The organism is Providencia sp. PROV189, assembly GCF_028480065.1.
Classification (GTDB): Bacteria; Pseudomonadota; Gammaproteobacteria; order Enterobacterales; family Enterobacteriaceae; genus Providencia; species Providencia stuartii.
On the sequence record NZ_JAMPOG010000018.1, the window covers coordinates 17,586 to 35,253 of the forward strand.

The 17,668-nt window shown below is 41.1% G+C and carries 23 protein-coding genes and 3 tRNA genes; 19 read left to right on the plus strand and 7 right to left on the minus strand.

The window, feature by feature from the left end:
• Positions 1-4: 4 nt before the first annotated feature.
• From PR833_RS11910 to xni, 13 genes are all read left to right on the plus strand, one after another.
• Entirely contained in the window at positions 5-859 is an 855-nt protein-coding gene (locus tag PR833_RS11910; RefSeq protein WP_272526167.1) for a hypothetical protein, read from the plus strand.
• A gap of 15 nt (positions 860-874) precedes the next feature.
• A complete protein-coding gene (locus PR833_RS11915; protein WP_193450951.1) occupies positions 875-1,051 on the plus strand; it encodes a hypothetical protein in 177 nt (58 codons plus the stop codon).
• Between the two features lie 39 nt (positions 1,052-1,090).
• On the plus strand, positions 1,091-1,249 hold the full coding sequence (locus PR833_RS11920; RefSeq protein WP_163768728.1) for a hook protein: 159 nt from the start codon (positions 1,091-1,093) through the stop codon (positions 1,247-1,249).
• 167 nt (positions 1,250-1,416) lie between these two features.
• Positions 1,417-1,614 carry a DUF7279 family protein gene (locus PR833_RS11925; RefSeq protein ID WP_206093013.1) on the plus strand — a complete coding sequence of 66 codons (198 nt, stop codon included), beginning with the start codon at positions 1,417-1,419 and terminating at the stop codon, positions 1,612-1,614.
• A complete protein-coding gene (locus PR833_RS11930) occupies positions 1,614-1,859 on the plus strand; it encodes a hypothetical protein (RefSeq protein ID WP_206093014.1) in 246 nt (81 codons plus the stop codon). The genes PR833_RS11925 and PR833_RS11930 overlap by 1 nt, the downstream gene beginning before the upstream one ends.
• Positions 1,834-2,100: a hypothetical protein gene (locus PR833_RS11935; RefSeq protein ID WP_206093015.1), complete on the plus strand. Its 267-nt coding sequence runs from the start codon at positions 1,834-1,836 to the stop codon at positions 2,098-2,100. Before PR833_RS11930 ends, PR833_RS11935 begins: the two co-directional genes overlap by 26 nt.
• Positions 2,101-2,251: 151 nt before the next feature.
• Positions 2,252-2,461, plus strand: coding sequence for a hypothetical protein (locus PR833_RS11940; RefSeq protein ID WP_061064272.1), 210 nt, complete (start codon positions 2,252-2,254; stop codon positions 2,459-2,461).
• Positions 2,458-2,817, plus strand: coding sequence for a phage protein NinX family protein (locus tag PR833_RS11945; RefSeq protein ID WP_272526168.1), 360 nt, complete (start codon positions 2,458-2,460; stop codon positions 2,815-2,817). The genes PR833_RS11940 and PR833_RS11945 overlap by 4 nt, the downstream gene beginning before the upstream one ends.
• Positions 2,818-2,858: 41 nt before the next feature.
• A complete protein-coding gene (locus PR833_RS11950; RefSeq protein WP_272526169.1) occupies positions 2,859-3,059 on the plus strand; it encodes a hypothetical protein in 201 nt (66 codons plus the stop codon).
• On the plus strand, positions 3,060-3,317 hold the full coding sequence (locus PR833_RS11955) for an excisionase (RefSeq protein WP_071599637.1): 258 nt from the start codon (positions 3,060-3,062) through the stop codon (positions 3,315-3,317).
• Complete coding sequence (locus tag PR833_RS11960; protein ID WP_272526170.1) at positions 3,274-4,338, plus strand: site-specific integrase; 1,065 nt, start codon at positions 3,274-3,276, stop codon at positions 4,336-4,338. Before PR833_RS11955 ends, PR833_RS11960 begins: the two co-directional genes overlap by 44 nt.
• A gap of 65 nt (positions 4,339-4,403) precedes the next feature.
• A complete protein-coding gene (ppnN, locus tag PR833_RS11965; protein WP_014657675.1) occupies positions 4,404-5,771 on the plus strand; it encodes a nucleotide 5'-monophosphate nucleosidase PpnN in 1,368 nt (455 codons plus the stop codon).
• A 30-nt stretch (positions 5,772-5,801) separates the two neighbouring features.
• Positions 5,802-6,560 (plus strand): flap endonuclease Xni, encoded by a 759-nt coding sequence (gene xni, locus PR833_RS11970; protein ID WP_036943252.1) that lies wholly within the window; start codon positions 5,802-5,804, stop codon positions 6,558-6,560.
• A gap of 88 nt (positions 6,561-6,648) precedes the next feature.
• On the opposite strand, the gene rlmM is transcribed toward xni, so the two are convergent.
• The 3 genes from rlmM to PR833_RS11985 form a co-directional block, all read right to left on the minus strand.
• Positions 6,649-7,746, minus strand: a complete 1,098-nt coding sequence (gene rlmM / locus PR833_RS11975) for a 23S rRNA (cytidine(2498)-2'-O)-methyltransferase RlmM (protein WP_004916579.1) — start codon at positions 7,744-7,746, stop codon at positions 6,649-6,651.
• Positions 7,739-8,134, minus strand: a complete 396-nt coding sequence (locus PR833_RS11980) for a DUF423 domain-containing protein (RefSeq protein WP_014657673.1) — start codon at positions 8,132-8,134, stop codon at positions 7,739-7,741. Before PR833_RS11980 ends, rlmM begins: the two co-directional genes overlap by 8 nt.
• Positions 8,135-8,279: 145 nt before the next feature.
• On the minus strand, positions 8,280-9,221 hold the full coding sequence (locus tag PR833_RS11985; RefSeq protein ID WP_004916582.1) for a transcriptional regulator GcvA: 942 nt from the start codon (positions 9,219-9,221) through the stop codon (positions 8,280-8,282).
• 612 nt (positions 9,222-9,833) lie between these two features.
• Between PR833_RS11985 and csdA the strand changes: the two genes are divergently transcribed.
• Positions 9,834-11,042 (plus strand): cysteine desulfurase CsdA, encoded by a 1,209-nt coding sequence (gene csdA / locus PR833_RS11990; protein ID WP_014657672.1) that lies wholly within the window; start codon positions 9,834-9,836, stop codon positions 11,040-11,042.
• Between the two features lie 9 nt (positions 11,043-11,051).
• A complete protein-coding gene (gene csdE / locus PR833_RS11995) occupies positions 11,052-11,513 on the plus strand; it encodes a cysteine desulfurase sulfur acceptor subunit CsdE (RefSeq protein ID WP_004924917.1) in 462 nt (153 codons plus the stop codon).
• 25 nt (positions 11,514-11,538) lie between these two features.
• On the opposite strand, the gene tcdA is transcribed toward csdE, so the two are convergent.
• Together tcdA and mltA are read right to left on the minus strand one after the other, a co-directional pair.
• Complete coding sequence (tcdA, locus tag PR833_RS12000) at positions 11,539-12,357, minus strand: tRNA cyclic N6-threonylcarbamoyladenosine(37) synthase TcdA (protein ID WP_014657670.1); 819 nt, start codon at positions 12,355-12,357, stop codon at positions 11,539-11,541.
• A gap of 21 nt (positions 12,358-12,378) precedes the next feature.
• Entirely contained in the window at positions 12,379-13,470 is a 1,092-nt protein-coding gene (gene mltA, locus PR833_RS12005; protein ID WP_004924922.1) for a murein transglycosylase A, read from the minus strand.
• A gap of 338 nt (positions 13,471-13,808) precedes the next feature.
• Between mltA and PR833_RS12010 the strand changes: the two genes are divergently transcribed.
• From PR833_RS12010 to PR833_RS12020, 3 genes are all read left to right on the plus strand, one after another.
• Positions 13,809-13,885: transfer RNA gene (locus tag PR833_RS12010), tRNA-Met, on the plus strand.
• A gap of 31 nt (positions 13,886-13,916) precedes the next feature.
• Positions 13,917-13,993 (plus strand) — tRNA-Met (locus PR833_RS12015).
• Positions 13,994-14,022: 29 nt separating this feature from the next.
• Positions 14,023-14,099 (plus strand) — tRNA-Met (locus PR833_RS12020).
• Positions 14,100-14,195: 96 nt separating this feature from the next.
• Here PR833_RS12020 and amiC read toward each other — a convergent pair.
• The gene (gene amiC / locus PR833_RS12025) at positions 14,196-15,446 is read right to left on the minus strand and encodes an N-acetylmuramoyl-L-alanine amidase AmiC (protein WP_014657669.1); all 1,251 of its coding nucleotides are present in this window, start codon (positions 15,444-15,446) and stop codon (positions 14,196-14,198) included.
• Between the two features lie 246 nt (positions 15,447-15,692).
• Between amiC and argA the strand changes: the two genes are divergently transcribed.
• A complete protein-coding gene (argA, locus tag PR833_RS12030; protein WP_014657668.1) occupies positions 15,693-17,036 on the plus strand; it encodes an amino-acid N-acetyltransferase in 1,344 nt (447 codons plus the stop codon).
• Positions 17,037-17,089: 53 nt separating this feature from the next.
• Here argA and PR833_RS12035 read toward each other — a convergent pair whose 3' ends face one another.
• A complete protein-coding gene (locus PR833_RS12035; protein ID WP_053110613.1) occupies positions 17,090-17,659 on the minus strand; it encodes a hypothetical protein in 570 nt (189 codons plus the stop codon).
• Between the last annotated feature and the right edge of the window lie 9 nt (positions 17,660-17,668).

Sequence of the window (17,668 nt, forward strand, 5' to 3'; positions counted from 1 at the left end):
CAAAATGGTTTTGTTTGATAAGAGGCCATCCTTTGAAAAGGCATGGTTCGCTACCTCATTCCGTGTCGTAATGGCTGGAATGGGCGATGATACAGCAATGCTTATTGCTGAGATGTACAAACGCGGCTATGAGCCTGACGAGATTGTATTTTGTGATACTGGCTCGGAGTTCGAGCACACCTATCACTTCATTGGCTGGCTAAGAAGTTGGTGTAATGAGAAAAAGTGGTCAAAAGTAGTCGTTCTGCGTAAGTGGGATAAAGATGGAAACCCGCTAAGCGTCATAGAGGCTGCTGAGAAAAAAAACACGCTACCTCCCGCCGCATTTGGCAGCAAATCATGCTCACTGCGATTTAAAGTTGAGACCGCTGACAAGTATTTCAACAATCATCCTGAGTGTTTAAAAGCATGGGGAGCTGATAAAAAAGGCGCTCCTCTGGATTCTCACACCGGAAGCATTCTGCGTATCATTGGCATTAACGCCGATGAGCCACAACGTGCCGAACGATGGAAGCCTGAACATAAATGGGTGCAGGTGTTCCCGCTGGTTGACTGGAATATCGGAGAGAAAGAATCATCAGCGGTTGAGGAAGTCGGCCTGTATTACCCCGGTAAATCTTCATGCATTTGCTGTCCTCACCTCACTGGCTCTGAACTAGTTATGTTACGTGATAGATATCCAGAAGATTTCGGACGCATCATCGCGATGGAAAATAATTATATCCAGCACGAACTCCGACCCGATTCAACGACAAAGGGAATGTGCAGAAGAAAAACAATAAATCAGAAAATAGATGAATACGAGCGTGACCAACTGGACATTGCCGAGGGCTGGTGTCAGCTCTGTTTATTACAGTAACCAAAGGATATAACCATGAATCTAACAATACGAGATTCAAATACAAACGAAGAAGTTATTTTAACAGTAGCTATTTCAGAAGAAGACTTTGACAAACTATCCAAGCAAGAGCAGGACGATTTAATAGAAAGCGTTACCTTTGATTATTACGAAAATAAAGCAGCCGAAGAAATAGAGCGTCAATTTAAATAACTCATGGAATATTTGCAAGGATGCAAACAGGAGATAGATATGACTATTGAACAGTTACAAGAAGAAAATGCGAAGTTGAAACAGGCGATTATCAGCATTTACAAAAACACGGAAGAAATCACACTCAATGGCGAAGATGGCTATTACGCAGTAAAGCAAAGTGTTATTGATGATGTTATTGACTTAACGGAAGATTAATTTAACTCGCAGGGATGCAATGAATAAAAAAATGCCGACACAGGGAGGTCGGCGAAAGTTGCACAGCTTGTAACTGCTCTTTCGGATTAAGTGTAGAAGGTAAATAGGTATTTGCCATGAAACGTTTTAATCCTAGCGATTAAATAGATGCAATAAGAGGGATGAATATGATTGAGAAGCCGATTTATTATATGTCAGCAGAAAGACCAACTATTAAAGAAAGTCACTTCTCACTTTGCATTGTTAAAGTTTCTTCTGATGGTTGTGAGCTTTTATCTGAAAAGAAGTTTGCAGTAAAGCCCACAAAACGACAAATACGAAAAGTAACTAAATTTGTAATGAATCACATTAAAAAGGTGGAGTAATGGATAAATCAAGGCAGCAGTTTGAAGAGTGGCGCAGTAAGAATAAATCATCAACGATAAATCTATTTGATGTATGGCAAGCATCACGAGAGAGTTTGGAGGTTGAATTGCCAGCTAAAGAACCTAACCCATCACAAAATAATAGTTATGCTTTTGGGTATAACAGAGCTATCACAGAAGCAACTGAATTGTTAAATAGACAGAGAGTGAGAATAAAAAATGAGAATACTTTCTTTAAACGATGAAGAATATTCTTTATTGCAGAATATATTAAACAACTTTGTATTACACGGAGTAGAAAGCATTCCAAATGACGATAGTTGCAATGTACTTAAAATGAATGACAGGATTAATAATCTAAAAGATGTAGAGCCTGTTGGTTATATAATGGAAAGCAGTTTTGATAATATCAGAGAATATGGATATACACATCTTAATGAAGAAAGAACTGAAAAAATAAATATCCCACTATATCGATTGGATTAAATAATAATGAAGCTATTTGTACTGTTATTAATTTGGCAGGGATATGTTACGCCTGTAACCGATACATTGTACACACAGCAAGAATGCGAGAGCCGTGCTATGCAGATAATGCAGGTGCGGGATGTTGAGGTAGTTTGTGGGGAGGTGATTCGTGGAAAGTGAACTAATTCAAGTTCCAAGGGATTTGCTAGAGGAGTTAGCATCCGAATATCAATCTAAAATATTAGAATACATGCAGGGGTATAAAGGCTATTACGACACAGTGGGCACACGTTGGAATAGAGATTACAACGATTACGTTGATAACTTTAATGCCGCCGCTGATTTATTAGGTTGGGATAAGATGGAGAAAATAGAATGAATAAATATACCGAACTATCTGACTTCGAGATTAATAAAAAAGTTGCTAGTCATGTTTTGAATGGATACTACATTGCTTCAGAAGAAAAGCAAGAAGTGTATTTAGCAACAATGGATGGCGGAGATTTTCTTCCCATAGCCTACTTTGACCCTTGCAACAGTCCAGCCAACGCAATGACAATTATTAAAGATAATTTCATATCTATAACTCATGATGGAATAGCATGGGATGTTAGTTGTGCTAAATATCCAGAGTTAAGCGTGTGGAATGGGTTGGAAAACTACAACGATAATTTTTATCGCAAGGCTATGGAATTATTTCTATTAATCAAGGATGCGGAGAATGAAAAAGTATGACCTACAATTTAATAATATATCGAAAATAGCATAGGTGAATTATGGATATTATCGACTCAGCAAACGAACTCAATGAATTACACATTCAAGCGGCATTATCAAATCGCCAGCCGATAGTTAAATCAATAAACGGAATGTGCATCTGGTGCGAAGAAATGCCAGCAAAACCAAATAGCGCATATTGCAGTAAAGATTGCGGGGATGATTATGAGAAATATAAAAGGAAGAACGGAGGCGCATAAATGCAAACAGTCAGAGAATTCGCAAAAAAGCACAGAAGAAGTGATGAAACGATAAGGCGGTGGATAAGCGCTGGGAAAATATATCCAGCACCAACATTTGATGGGTATCAATATTTAATACACCCATCCGCACAAAAAATAACAAACTACGAAAATCTTAACCCAAGCATTCTATTAAATAAAAACTGCAAACTGTTAAAAAGGATTGAGACAGATGGCAAGAAACAGAAGTCCCAAAAACGCTCACCTACCACCTAACCTATATTGTAGAAAAGGATATTACAGCTACCGAAACCCTGAAACCGGCATTGAATACGGTATAGGAAGAAATAAAGCCGAGGCGGTAAATGAAGCCATCTCGGCTAACTTGTTTATTTATGGAAAAAAAGAATCATTAATAAACAGAATGGCAAGTAATGATGCAATAAAATTTCATGATTGGATAGACAGATTTGGTGAGATTATACTCCTCCGTGATTTAAAGAAAAAGACCCTAGATGACTACCAAGGACGGTTAAAAAGGATAAAAAATAGCTTCAATAATGTTCCTTTAAATGAAATAAAAACTAAAGATATTGCTGATTATATAAATAATATTGTTTCGGATGGGAATATAACTACCGCAAGATTGATGCGGAGTATTCTAAAAGATATGTTTAACGAAGCGATGTCGGATGGTGTTGTTGATTTTAACCCCGTAATAGCAACCAGAGTTCCAAGGAATAAAATAGCCAGAACTAGGATGTCAGAAAGCGATTATATTCAGATATACAACACCGCTGTAGAACACTGTCAGCCTTGGGTTAGCATGAGTATGGATTTGGCTATATTAACAGGACAGCGCTCTGGTGATATTAGAAAATTAAAATGGAATGACATTTATGATGGTTACTTATGGATAGAGCAAGAGAAAACAGGAACTAAAATAGCAATACCGCTTACCATTTCAAATAATATAGCTAATAAAACTTTGCAATCAGTGCTAGATAGATGCAAGCATGAATTGAACGGAAAGGAATTCGTGCTGGTTTCACAGAAGGGTGATATGCTAGCAGATAAAACCATTGGTAAGGCTTTTTCACTAGCCAGAAGCAAAAGTGGTTTGTCATGGGAGGGTTCTCCGCCGACGTTCCACGAAATCCGAAGCCTAGCATCCAGAGTGTATGGGAATGAAAAATCAAATGAGTTCGCTAACCAGCTTTTAGGACACAAATCAATGGATATGACCAGAATGTATCAGGATGATAGGGGTCTTAGTTGGAAAAAAATCGAAATTTGATATTGGATTTATTTCGAATTATTTCGGAGAGCAATCCGTAATAAAATGATTTAAAAGGGAAAAAAATGATTACTCATATCAGTCCATTAGGATCCATGGATCTCTTATCTCAACTTGAAGTTGATATGTTAAAGCGTACCGCAAGCAGTCATTTGTATCGCTTGTTCAGAAACTGCTCATTAGCGGTTTTAAATTCAGGGAGCTTAACAGACAACAGTAAAGATTTATTGGATAAGCATACTGACTTCGATATCAACGTATTACGACGTGAGCGCGGTGTCAAACTTGAGCTAATTAACCCACCTCAAGATGCTTTTGTCGATGGTAAAATCATCCGTTCTATACAAGCAAACCTGTTTGCGGTACTGCGTGATATCCTCTTTGTTCATGCTCAAATCATCAATGCAGAGCAAAAAATGCATTTAGATCTGGGAAATGGCACTCACCTAACTAACGTCATTTTCTCTATATTACGTAACGCGCGTACACTGCATCTTGATGAAGATCCAAGCATGATTGTTTGCTGGGGTGGTCACTCAATCAACGAAACCGAGTACCTATATGGCCGTAAAGTCGGTAATGAGCTTGGTTTAAGAGAGCTAAATATCTGCACAGGTTGTGGCCCTGGAGCCATGGAAGCCCCAATGAAAGGGGCGGCTGTTGGCCATGCTCAACAACGCTATAAAAATAGCCGTTTTATCGGCCTAACAGAGCCATCTATCATTGCTGCTGAGCCACCTAACCCTTTAGTCAATGAGCTTATCATCATGCCTGATATCGAAAAGCGCCTTGAAGCATTCGTTCGCTTAGCGCATGGGATCATTATTTTCCCTGGGGGCGTCGGTACAGCAGAAGAGCTTCTCTATTTGCTAGGCATTTTGATGGATCCTGAAAATAGCGAACAAGTATTGCCATTGGTTTTAACGGGGCCAAAAGAAAGTGCCGAGTACTTCTCTGTGTTAGATGATTTTATTCGTCATACACTTGGTGAAGAAGCCAGCAAACACTATCAAATCATCATTGATGATCCCCAAGAAGTCGCTCGTGTAATGAAAAAACACATGCCATTGGTGAAAGACAACCGTCGTAGCACAGGCGATGCTTATAGCTTTAACTGGTCAATTAAGATCAACCCTGAATTACAGCATCCTTTCGAGCCGACTCATGAAAATATGGCGTCACTGAATCTGTATCCAGGTCAATCACCAGAAAAACTGGCCTCTGATCTTAGAAGAGCCTTCTCTGGTATCGTTGCGGGTAACGTGAAAGAAGTCGGTATGAAGGCTATTGAACAGTATGGCCCGTTTAAAATTCATGGTGATAAAGAAATTATGCAACGCATGGATATTCTACTGCGCGGTTTTGTCGACCAACATCGAATGAAACTGCCGGGTGGAACAGCCTATGAGCCTTGCTACGAAATAGTGAAATAATATAATGAGGCCAAGGATGGCGTAAATTTTATGATCCACTTACTGATAATTGATGCACTTAATTTAATTCGCCGCATACATGCCGTACAAGGCAGTCCTTGCGGCGATGCCTGCTTATCTGCGGTAGCACAGCTTATCTCTCACACCTCACCGACCCATATTGTTGCAGTATTCGATGAGGAAGGTAGGCACAATAGCTGGCGGCATGAAAAACTGCCTGACTATAAAGCAGGCCGTCAGCCCATGCCTGAAAATTTATATGCTGAGCTACCTTCATTAGTCAAACAATTCGAAGCAAAAGGCGTCCACTGCTGGCAATCAAGTGGTGACGAAGCGGATGATTTAGCGGCAACTTTAGCCAAGAAAATCGCCGATGCAGGGCAAACTGTCACTATCGTTTCTACTGATAAAGGCTATTGCCAACTACTGTCGCCTTCAATTCGTATTCGCGACTATTTTCAAAAACGCTGGTTAGATGTGCCTTTTATCGAAAAAGAATTTGGCGTAAAACCTTGCCAATTACCTGATTACTGGGGGTTAGCGGGGATCAGCAGCAGTAAAGTGCCTGGTGTCGCGGGAATTGGTGCTAAAAGTGCCACACAACTGCTACAACAATACCACTCCATTGAGAACTTATTTGCTCATTTAGATAGCGTTGATGAAAAATGGAGAAAAAAGCTTATTGGTCAGTTTGATATAGCAAAAGTTTGCCGCGATATTGCAACCTTAAGAACAGATATTCAGTTGCAAGGGAACCTGAACCAATTGCGCTATCACCCCAAACCATAAGCAATAAAAAACTGCCTCTTCATTCACTGTTAACCAGCGTTTAGGAAGCAGTTTTTGCTATATGATATGTTCTTACTAAATATCAGATTTAGTCGCGTATTGGTGCATAAGCAGACCAAATACGTTGTACATGAACGGTAATTTCTTCGCGGTCATGGTACAGCTGTTTCGCTTGGATCCGCACATTGATGCCATTTTCTGCCAATTGTGTACGCATCTTTTCAAGGATATGAGACACTTCCTCATAGCGCTTTTTCATCGGTAGCTTTAAGTTGAAAATGGTTTCACGGCACCACCCATGCAATAGCCACTCCGTGATTAACGCAGCGACTTTCGCCGGTTTTTCAACCATATCACACACTAACCAAGTAATATTTTTCGTATTTGGCTCGAATTTAAAACCATCGACTTGATGGTGCCTAACTTGCCCCGTGTCCATCAAGCTTTGCGCCATCGGACCATTATCCACGGCATGAACCATCATACTGCGCTTAACTAATTGGTAGGTCCATCCCCCCGGACATGCACCAAGATCCACCGCATTCATACCGCTTGCTAGCCGCTCATCCCACTCATCGTAAGGGATAAATATGTGAAATGCCTCTTCTAATTTCAATGTTGAGCGACTAGGTGCATCCGATGGAAACTTAAGCCGAGGGATCCCCATATAAAATGGCGAGCTATTCGAACTGTAAGAATATCCGGTATAACAACAGCCTGAAGCAATAAAGAAAACATGGATAACCGGACGTTTGAAATTCTCTTTAGCCAGTAAAACTTTTTCTTGTCGTAAAGCATTACGCAAAGGCACCGTAAATTTACGGCAAAATTTCATCAACTCTTTGCTTTCATTAGTATCAGCAACTTCAACGCGAAGATCGCCTGCCCGTTCAACCTGCTGGCTCAGCGCATTCACAATGGGGGTAACACGATCTTCTGGAGGTAAATCTTTAAGCAGTTCCCCAACCACAAACATTTGACGAGCAAAAATCAGCTCACGAAAAGGTAGCTCGCGGGCAAGTTTATCGGCATCTTCAGCTTGATAGCATTCAAAAATAACATAACCGCTATTTTCTTTGACGCGCGCAAAACCATAAACCTCTTTTTGCCCAGCTTTATCTGTAATTTCGGCCGCACACTCTTTTTCAAAGCCTGGACGGCAATATAATGCAATTTTATTACTCATGGCGTAACGCCGGTTTCCTTAGACGCATAGCGCCGATAACGACCAACAGCCAGCCAATAAGAAAACAAACTCCCCCTATTGGCGTAAAATAGGAAAAGTATTTTACCTGTAACAAGGCCATACAATAAAGGCTACCACTGAAAAGAAGTATGCCTACGGCGAAAAAAACGCCACACCAGTAAAACCATAGAACCACTTTACGCAATAAAATCGCCCCTAGCACCATTAAAGCTACTGTATGTAGCATCTGATACCGCAAACCGATTTCAATCCATTCCATCTGATGAGCACTCATAATCGACGAAAGCGCATGAGAGCCAATGGCACCAAAAGCCACAGTAAAAAAGCCACTAATCCCAGCAAAAATTAACATCAAACGACTATTCACAGTAACACCTTTTATTAACCATACCCTAAATAATCCCAGTTGCATCAATGGGTTAATTTAAAATCCCGATAAACACGATAAACTGAGTGCCGTTTTACCTATCTATGCAACCAACTGCAACTTGAAAAATAACGGGTATATATGATTACTGAATAAGCGCCATATCTTGGTCACCCGTAATAAACCCCAGTTTTTCTTGCTCGCTTGCTGCTTGAGTCAAGATCCATTGACGAAATGCAGCTATTTTTCCCAAATCAGCTTGGTTTTCCTGACAAACAAGGTAAAACGCGTTTTTACTCACCAATACCTCGTTGAATGGGCAAACCAAACGACCTGCATCAATTTCATTTTTTGCCATAACATTATTTGTTAAAGCGACACCCTGACCATGTACTGCGGCTTGAATGACCATAGCACTATGACTAAAAATAGGGCCTTGTTGTACATTGATAATATTGTGCAATTCTAATTGGCGAATATAAGCTTGCCAATCCCGACGAGAAGAATCATGTAATAACGTATGATTGACTAAGTCTTCAGGCTGCTTTAATTGATGCGCCCCCGTTAATAATAACGGAGAACAAACTGGCATTAAATATTCAGCATACAGCCTATCCGTCCTTAGACCAGACCAATTTCCTCGCCCATAGAAAATAGCCACATCAACATCATCCGCTAATTTATCTTCTTCCCTATCAACGGCCTGAATACGAACATCAATCCCCGGATAAGCTTGGTTAAAGCTAGAAAGACGCGGGACAAGCCACTGTATTGCAAAACTAGGGGATAAACTAACCGTTAATGCTCCCTTAGCACTTCGCGCCTGTAATTTCCTTGTCGCCTCATTAATAGAAGAAAATATCTCTTTAATATCAAGATAATAACTTTGGCCTTCTTCTGTTAACAGCAAAGAACGATTGCGCCGGCGAAATAACTTTAACCCGAGGAAATCTTCCAAACTTTTCATTTGGTGACTCACAGCGGCTTGGGTCACAAACAACTCTTCCGCCGCTTTAGTAAAACTTAAATGACGAGCGGCGGCATCAAACACTCTTAACGCATTAAGTGGCGGTAATCTTTTAGACATAATCACTTCTACTTGATAGGGTTATACGCATTAGTTTTTCTCATCCGAAGCATTATAAATTGTCCATTGAGGATACGCCAGTAAATACCTATAGTATGCACACTTCCTAAGCCGGAACGAAAAGTTACAGAGTTTAGTTACTTTGAAACTTTTGGCTTTGTGGTTGTGATGTTGTGTTTGCAAGTTGTCTGGGAATGCCAGACTTTGTAGCTTTAGCTACTGTTTTTTTTCACTTCCTGTACATTTACCCTGTCTGTCCATAGTGATTTTATGATGCACCGCTTTAATTGCGGTGCTTTTTTTTGCCTAACAATTGCAAATAACATTTTCAAGACAGGTTTTAACCAGTTTACAAAAAATATTATCAGTTAAATATTTAAGATAATTCTTGAATTTTCCCCATCCAAAGATGAGATCACCGAAAAGACAAAAGAAAAATGATTGCAATATGCAGTAAAAGGCATAATCATTTCCCTAATTTTTTCTAAAGCTCTAATAAAAACCAGCGGTAAAATTAAATGTAACAAAAGATTTCGATGAATAAATCGAGAATATCATCAATAATTATGATTACAAACCAAACGCCAAATATTTAGATAAAGAACACATATAATGTACCATTTTTCTGCAACACAATTTCGAAAACAATTTCCAGCTATCAATTCTCAAACGATTCATCTTGATAGTGCAGCAACAGCCTTAAAACCAAACTCAATGATTGAAGCCGCAGATAACTATTACCGTCACTCTGGCAGTTCAGTTTATCGAGGTCAATCTCCAGAGTCGTTACGAATTACTGAAAATTATGAACAAGGCAGGAAACGTGTCGCGAAATTGATTAATGCAGAGAGTGAAAATACCATTATTTGGACCCGAGGAACCACCGAGTCCATTAACCTTATTGCCCAAAGTTATTTTAGAAATCATTTAACAGCAAATGATGAAATTATTGTTAGCGAATTAGAACACCACTCTAATTTATTACCTTGGCTGATTCTTGCACAGCAAACTGGTGCAAAAATTGTCAAATGGCCTGTCACTCAACACTACACCCTCGATATTGAAAGCCTTAAGCCGCTACTTAATCCACGTAGCAAAGTGATCGCTATCACCCAGATGTCAAACGTAACTGGCTATCAACCAAATTTAGCAGCAGTAACGTCACTAGCTCATGCGGCTGGGGCGCTCGTTGTCGTTGATGGCGCACAAGGTGTGGTACATGCCCCAATTGATGTCACCGCTTTGAATATCGATTTTTATGCTTTCTCCGCCCATAAATTATATGGCCCAACTGGGCTTGGCGTTTGCTATGGCAAACCACAATTGTTGGCTGCGATGTCACCATGGCATGGTGGCGGTAAAATGTTATCAGAAGTTAATTTTGAGGGCTTTACTCCCGCTCCTGTTCCTTATTGTTTTGAAGCTGGCACACCAAATATCGCTGGCGTCATTGCCTTTTCAGCCACTCTTGATTGGTTATCTCACATCGATTTACACCAATCTGAGGCCTATTGTTGTTCACTCATCCACTACGCATACGAAGAACTCAGCAAATTAGAGGGGTTTATCTGCTATAGCCAGCCTAATACTCCGCTACTTTCCTTTAATTTCGCAGGCATACATCATAGCGATTTGGGCCTATTGTTGACTGAACAAAAAATTGCATTACGCTATGGGCAACATTGTACGCAACCATTAATGGATGCAATTGCTATTACAGGCTGCTTACGCATCTCTGTCATGCCTTACAATGATCAGCAAGATATTGATAAATTTATTAACGCAGTAAAATTTGCACTCTCAATACTGAATGATGAATAAGGAAGCCGAATGACTTCAATAATATCGACATTTGTTCCACACCCTTTCGGTACGACGCTGAAAATTGAAGAGATTATTGAACAATTTTCAGCACAAAAAGCGTGGGAAGATAAATATCGCTTGCTTATCCAACTCGCTCGTCAACTACCGACTCTGACTGATGAGCAAAAGCAGCAGACTCAGGAAGTGAAAGGTTGCGAAAACAGAGTGTGGATTGGTGCAAGACTCAACGATGACCAAACATTTCATTTTTATGGCGATAGTGAAGGACGCGTTGTTAAAGGGCTATTTGCGATTTTATTAGCCGCAGTGGAACAAAAAAATAGCCAAGCGATCCTCGCTGTCGATTTTGAGGATATTTTGAATAGAACTGGGTTATCTGGCCAACTCAGTGAATCTCGACAAAATGGAATAGCCGCATTAATAACGACTATTCGCAACTTTGCCAGCGAAATGACACCTGCCGAATAATGTACTAGAGGCTATGAAAATAGCCTCAGCTTTTGAGCGAATTTTCCCGCTCTAATTTTGCGACCATCTTCTTCAGAGCATGTGATACTGCAATAAAACCAAAACTTGCTGTCACCATCGTTGCCGCCCCAAAGCCTGAAGCGCAATCCATTCTTTTAGAGCCGTCAGCGGTACTTTTAGCCGCACAGACGGAGCCATCACTTTGCGGATAAACTAATTGCTCTGTTGAAAATACGCAGTCTATGCCTAATTTACCTTTGCTATTTTTAACAACATTAAAATCGGATTTCAGGCGCTCACGTAATTTTGCGGCAAGGGGATCTTGGATCGTTTTCGCTAAGTCTGTTACTTGGATCTGAGTTGGGTCGATTTGCCCTCCTGCTCCCCCTGTCGTTACAACGGGGATTTTATAACGCCGACAGTAGGCCAACAGAGCCGCCTTCGGCCTGACACTATCGATGGCATCAATAACATAATCAAACCCCGTAGAGAGCAGCTCAGCCACATTATCTACGCTCACAAAATCATCCACGATATTCACAACGCATTCAGGATTTATTTCTAAAATCCGTGCTTTCATGACTTCAACTTTTGGCTGACCCACTGTGGATTTAAGTGCATGTAACTGACGATTGGTATTAGTGATACAGATATCATCCATATCAATCAGGGTAATCTGCCCTATTCCCGTCCGTGCGAGTGCTTCCGCAGCCCAAACGCCGACGCCCCCAATCCCAATAACACAAATATGAGAACGAGCAAAAAGTGATAGCGCTTGCTGTCCATAAAGACGTCCGATCCCAGCAAAACGCTGCATCCAAGCATCTGAAAGCTTAGTTTGCATAGTAAATAGTAACCTTAATAACTACATATGACCGAAAAGTGGCTGGCTCTTTTTCAACACCCACACTCTTCCGTAATGATTATAAAAACCGGCCATTCTACCTGCTTCATGACCTGTTCCATGATAGATATCGAAATGATGTCCTTTAATTGCACCACCAACATCTAGGGCAATCATCATACGCATTTCATAGCGTCCCGTAAATTTCCCTGCATTATCAAGTACAGGTATTTCTGCTAATAGCGCTGTGCCTGGCGGAATAAGTGTTTTATCCGATGCGACTGATGCTTTAGCAATTAACGGTACTGCACTAGCGCCTCTGACAGGAACAAATGATTGTGGTTTGAAGAAAACAAAGGAAGCATTTTGTTCGAGTAATTCGCGTACTTCTTGTTCGCTATGGCTATTCGCCCAATCGTGGATCGCTTGCAGTGACATTTTCTCTAACGGCACTTCACCACGATCGACAAGCACTTTACCTATGCTCTTATAAGCATGCCCATTTTTCCCCGCATAACCAAAGAAATTCAGCGGGCTACCATCACCAAAATCCACATAGCCGCTACCTTGAACTTCCATCATAAAGTTATCCATGGCGGAGTTACTGTAGGCTAGAATGAGTTTATCGCTTAAAGCACCATTGTATATCGCGGCTCGGCTGGGGAGGCGTTTTTTCCCTTTAGGTGGCATTGCATAAAGTGGGTGCTGAAATTCCCCCTGTTTGGTACGGCGAGCTTGGATAACCGGCGTGTAATACCCAGTAAATTGTACGTTACCATAATTATCCACCCCTTCCATTTGAAAGGCGGTTAAGTTGAAACTCGCCAGTTTTTTAGGATCTCCCCCTGCAACTAGCCAGTTTTCAATCGCATGATAGGTATCATTGTTACCTTGAAACAAACGCGGTGACGCATTCTTGATTTCATTAACTTGCCGATAAAAATCTTGTGAATTGATTGGGCGCCCTTGAACATTTACTTGGCTTACTTGCTGAAGATCTTGCTTTAAACGTCCATCTTTATACTGCTGCCCTTGATCTGTCGGGTGAGATTGACAGCCAACAAGTAAAGATACAAACGCACCTGCTACACACCATTTTTGCCATAATTTCATGTTATATCGCCCACTCCAATCCAATATGAAGCGCACAATAGCAAACCCACATAAAGAATGAAACGGCTAAAAATACTTACTCTCCTATCGCCGTACAAATTGTGGACTTATTACTGGTTATTATTTTTCCCCGCAATGGATAATTCACATTTATTTTTTATCATCGACTCTAAAAAAAGATTTAGCCTATTGCCTGTTAATCAATCTCACCGCCCCATTAAAATGATTAATATTTGACCACTAAGTGTATATTTTGTTCTATCTATGCGGAAATTTGAAAAAAATACACAAAAAAACTTGCATCAGATCTCATCCCGAGTATAGTGCCCGCTATCGGACGCGGGGTGGAGCAGCTTGGTAGCTCGTCGGGCTCATAACCCGAAGGTCGTCGGTTCAAATCCGGCCCCCGCAACCAATCTTCAAATTAGTATCAAAAATATTTCAGGCGCGGGATGGAGCAGCCTGGTAGCTCGTCGGGCTCATAACCCGAAGGTCGTCGGTTCAAATCCGGCTCCCGCAACCAATATCCCCTGTTATATTTACCTCTTCAGTCGCGGGGTGGAGCAGCTTGGTAGCTCGTCGGGCTCATAACCCGAAGGTCGTTGGTTCAAATCCGGCCCCCGCAACCAATTCTTATTTTTCCTATTAAATCAATGCAATAATAAAAAAGGCAACTCACTTTTCAGCCAGTCACCTTTTCTAATTTATCGATTTTATTCTAGCGGCTAATTTCTAATCGCTAATTCGCCGCCATTACGAAAATAGGCTTTAATCCCTTGGAAGATAGATTCCGCCATCTGCTGCTGGAACTTAGCGGTTTTCAATTTACGCTCTTCTTCTAAGTTACTGATAAAGGCTGTTTCAACCAAGATTGAAGGGATCTCCGGCGCCTTCAATACCGCAAAGCCTGCCTGATCAACTTTATTTTTATGTAGCCGATTGACTTTGCCCATGCGCTTTAAAACCTCATCACCAAATTTGAGGCTGTCATTAATGGTTGCTGTTTGCACTAAATCAAGCATGGTATGGTCAAGGTAAACATCACCACTTTTGCTCACCCCACCAATTAAGTCAGCCTCGTTCTGTGTCTGAGCGAGGTAACGAGCGGTATTACTGGTGGCACCTTTAGTCGATAAGGCAAACACAGATGAACCGTGAGCTGAGCGATTGGTAAAGGCATCAGCGTGAATCGAAACAAACAAGTCTGCCTGCATTTTTCGAGCCTTAGCGACCCTAACCTTCAATGGAATAAATACATCCTCGTTACGAGTCATATAGGCACGCATTTTGGGATCTTTATCGATTAACGCTTTCAAACGGCGAGCGATTTGTAAAACCACATCTTTTTCTCGCGTTTTGTATTTCCCCATTGCGCCGGGATCTTCCCCCCCATGCCCTGGGTCAATCATAATAATAATGGGGCGATCTCGACCTGCTTTACCCGGTTTCTTCGCCTGAGCAGGCATTTTCTCTTCTAAATCGCCTTTATTATAATCTTCCAATAAGGCAAGCAATGGATCGTCCGATGTTTCTACCCCTTTACCCGGATAGAAATCTAACACCAAACGGTTTTTAAATTCAGCAACGGGCGCGATAGTAAAAATCTGTGGGCTGACTTTATTTTTGACTTCAAAAACAAGACGCACTGTTTTTGGATCAAACTGCCCGACCCGTACTAATTTTAAATGCGGGTCGCGAGATTGGATTTGAGTTCCCATCTGCTTCAGAATGTTGTTCAGCTGTACCCCTTCCAAATCGATAACGATGCGTTCAGGGTTATGCAGTACCAACTGGCGATATTTTAATGGAGCACTCGATTCTAGCGTCACGCGCGTATAACTTGATGCAGGCCAGATACGTACTGCGATCACATTTGTATTCGCAGCAAAGCCAAATGGGCTGACACTAAGCAACATAACCGCTGCCGCTCCTTGTAAAAGGCGGCGTTTAGATGGACAGTGATCTGGGTGACTCATCAATAATTCCGAACCTAAAACTGAATATCAGGTGATTTTAGAACAAAAGCCAAATAGAGGCCAGAAACATAAACTCTAGCGAATCATTCGCATACTGTCATCAAGAATACACATTTAAATATAGAGATATGTAAACCCAAATAATAAAAATGTTACAAGTCTTATCCTATATTTTGCTTGATATTTATCGCTAAAAAGAATAAAAATACATTAATAGCGAATAAAAATTCAGTTAAGAGGGTGGTTATGAAAGAGCGCAGCACCGAATTGGTAGATGAGTTTCGCCATTCGGTTCCTTATATCAATGCCCACCGCGGCAAAACATTTATTATTATGCTTGGTGGAGAAGCAATTGCGCATGAGAATTTTCCGAGTATTGTCAATGATATAGGATTATTACATAGTCTTGGTATCCGCATTATCGTAGTTTACGGCGCTCGCCCTCAAATCGAAGATATTTTAGCCGAGCATAATTATGAGGCTGTTTATCATAAACATACCCGCGTAACGGATGCGAATACACTTGAATACGTTAAGCAAGCCTCTGGTGCCTTATTACTTGATATTACGGCTCGTTTATCGATGAGTCTGAGTAACACACCTTTACAAGGCGCTCATATTAGTGTTGTCAGCGGTAACTTTGTGATCGCGCAACCACTCGGTGTGGATGATGGCGTTGATTACTGCCATAGCGGGCGTATCCGCCGCATTGATGAAGATGCTATCAATAAACAACTGGATAATGGCTCTATCGTACTTATTGGTCCGGTTGCCGTGTCTGTTACTGGTGAAAGTTTTAATCTCACTTCTGAGGAAATAGCCACTCAACTCGCAGTGAAAATGAAGGCTGAAAAGTTAATCGGCTTTTGTTCTTCACAAGGAGTCGCTGATAAAGATGGCAATATTTTATCAGAATTATTCCCCGATGAAGCCGAAGATAGGATCCAAGAGCTGGAATCCGAAGGGGATTATTATTCAGGTACTGTGCGCTTTTTACGTGGCGCGGCGAAAGCTTGCCGCCGCGGTGTTCGTCGCAGCCATTTATTAAGTTATCAAGAAGATGGCTCGCTAATCCAAGAGCTCTTTTCGCGCGATGGCATTGGTACGCAAATTGTCATGGAAAGCGCCGAACAAATCCGTCGTGCTAATATTAATGATATCGGCGGTATTCTTGAGTTAATTCGCCCTCTTGAGCAGCAAGGCATCCTTGTAAGACGTTCACGGGAGCAACTTGAGATGGAAATCGATAAATTTACGATCATTGAACGAGATAACTTAGTGATTGCTTGTGCGGCTCTCTACCCTTACCCCGAAGAAAAACTGGGGGAAATGGCTTGTGTCGCCGTGCATCCTGACTACCGTAGCTCTTCGCGGGGAGAAGAACTTTTACATCGTGTTTCCCTACAGGCTAAGCAATTAGGGTTAGCAAAGCTATTTGTTTTAACCACACGTAGTATTCATTGGTTCCAAGAAAGGGGCTTTATTCCCGCAGAGATTGAGATGTTGCCATTGAAAAAACAGGCGCTATATAACTACCAACGCCGTTCTAAAATTTTGATGCTAGATTTACATGCAAAAGCCGATAAATAGGCTTTAGCTCGACTAACCTGACAATTTACTTACTGTCAGGTTAGTCAATCAACCTAGGCGATTTGTACCACTCTTGATTTTTGGCATAGCGGTATGCTATCGATTAAAGGTTGTAGCAGTGATGACATTTCGGCAAATGATGCGCCATAGAAATAGAATGCTGTTTCTGTAGGGCCTTCCCACACACCATGGATCGCACCAATATCTTCTACAGCCTCATCTAATTTATCGAAAATATCGTTAATATCGCTATTTTCATAAACTTCGTCGGGCAAATCAGTACCATTTAAATAAAGGGCTAACCCTTCTTCATCACCAAATTCAATCACAGTGTCTTCACCATGAATAACTAAACGTGATCCTTTCGGCGCCAACATGGATGAAAACAATTGAATAATTAAGCTGATATTTTCATCATTCGCCTCTGCAACAGATAACTCAATATCACACTCATCAATTTCACCATTGTCTGAAAGTAACGTGCCACCACCTGTCACATGAATATCTTTTTCCATACTTTGCATAACATGCATAAAGGCATCTTCTAAGTCTGCACGTCTTTCTGGCTGAATTCTCGCTTTAAGTGTGACTGTTATTGCCGTCGTTGTTGGCTGGGTATCCATATTATTACC

What these genes read in the sequence shown, in the direction of transcription:
- PR833_RS11910 (WP_272526167.1), top strand. Translation starts at nt 5, where the DNA reads ATGGTTTTGTTTGATAAGAGGCCATCCTTTGAAAAGGCATGGTTCGCT.
- PR833_RS11915 (WP_193450951.1), top strand. Translation starts at nt 875, where the DNA reads ATGAATCTAACAATACGAGATTCAAATACAAACGAAGAAGTTATTTTA.
- PR833_RS11920 (WP_163768728.1), top strand. Translation starts at nt 1,091, where the DNA reads ATGACTATTGAACAGTTACAAGAAGAAAATGCGAAGTTGAAACAGGCG.
- PR833_RS11925 (WP_206093013.1), top strand. Translation starts at nt 1,417, where the DNA reads ATGATTGAGAAGCCGATTTATTATATGTCAGCAGAAAGACCAACTATT.
- PR833_RS11930 (WP_206093014.1), top strand. Translation starts at nt 1,614, where the DNA reads ATGGATAAATCAAGGCAGCAGTTTGAAGAGTGGCGCAGTAAGAATAAA.
- PR833_RS11935 (WP_206093015.1), top strand. Translation starts at nt 1,834, where the DNA reads ATGAGAATACTTTCTTTAAACGATGAAGAATATTCTTTATTGCAGAAT.
- PR833_RS11945 (WP_272526168.1), top strand. Translation starts at nt 2,458, where the DNA reads ATGAATAAATATACCGAACTATCTGACTTCGAGATTAATAAAAAAGTT.
- PR833_RS11950 (WP_272526169.1), top strand. Translation starts at nt 2,859, where the DNA reads ATGGATATTATCGACTCAGCAAACGAACTCAATGAATTACACATTCAA.
- PR833_RS11955 (WP_071599637.1), top strand. Translation starts at nt 3,060, where the DNA reads ATGCAAACAGTCAGAGAATTCGCAAAAAAGCACAGAAGAAGTGATGAA.
- PR833_RS11960 (WP_272526170.1), top strand. Translation starts at nt 3,274, where the DNA reads ATGGCAAGAAACAGAAGTCCCAAAAACGCTCACCTACCACCTAACCTA.
- ppnN (WP_014657675.1), top strand. Translation starts at nt 4,404, where the DNA reads ATGATTACTCATATCAGTCCATTAGGATCCATGGATCTCTTATCTCAA.
- xni (WP_036943252.1), top strand. Translation starts at nt 5,802, where the DNA reads ATGATCCACTTACTGATAATTGATGCACTTAATTTAATTCGCCGCATA.
- rlmM (WP_004916579.1), bottom strand. Translation starts at nt 7,746, where the DNA reads ATGAGTAATAAAATTGCATTATATTGCCGTCCAGGCTTTGAAAAAGAG.
- PR833_RS11985 (WP_004916582.1), bottom strand. Translation starts at nt 9,221, where the DNA reads ATGTCTAAAAGATTACCGCCACTTAATGCGTTAAGAGTGTTTGATGCC.
- csdA (WP_014657672.1), top strand. Translation starts at nt 9,834, where the DNA reads ATGTACCATTTTTCTGCAACACAATTTCGAAAACAATTTCCAGCTATC.
- csdE (WP_004924917.1), top strand. Translation starts at nt 11,052, where the DNA reads ATGACTTCAATAATATCGACATTTGTTCCACACCCTTTCGGTACGACG.
- tcdA (WP_014657670.1), bottom strand. Translation starts at nt 12,357, where the DNA reads ATGCAAACTAAGCTTTCAGATGCTTGGATGCAGCGTTTTGCTGGGATC.
- mltA (WP_004924922.1), bottom strand. Translation starts at nt 13,470, where the DNA reads ATGAAATTATGGCAAAAATGGTGTGTAGCAGGTGCGTTTGTATCTTTA.
- amiC (WP_014657669.1), bottom strand. Translation starts at nt 15,446, where the DNA reads ATGAGTCACCCAGATCACTGTCCATCTAAACGCCGCCTTTTACAAGGA.
- argA (WP_014657668.1), top strand. Translation starts at nt 15,693, where the DNA reads ATGAAAGAGCGCAGCACCGAATTGGTAGATGAGTTTCGCCATTCGGTT.
- PR833_RS12035 (WP_053110613.1), bottom strand. Translation starts at nt 17,659, where the DNA reads ATGGATACCCAGCCAACAACGACGGCAATAACAGTCACACTTAAAGCG.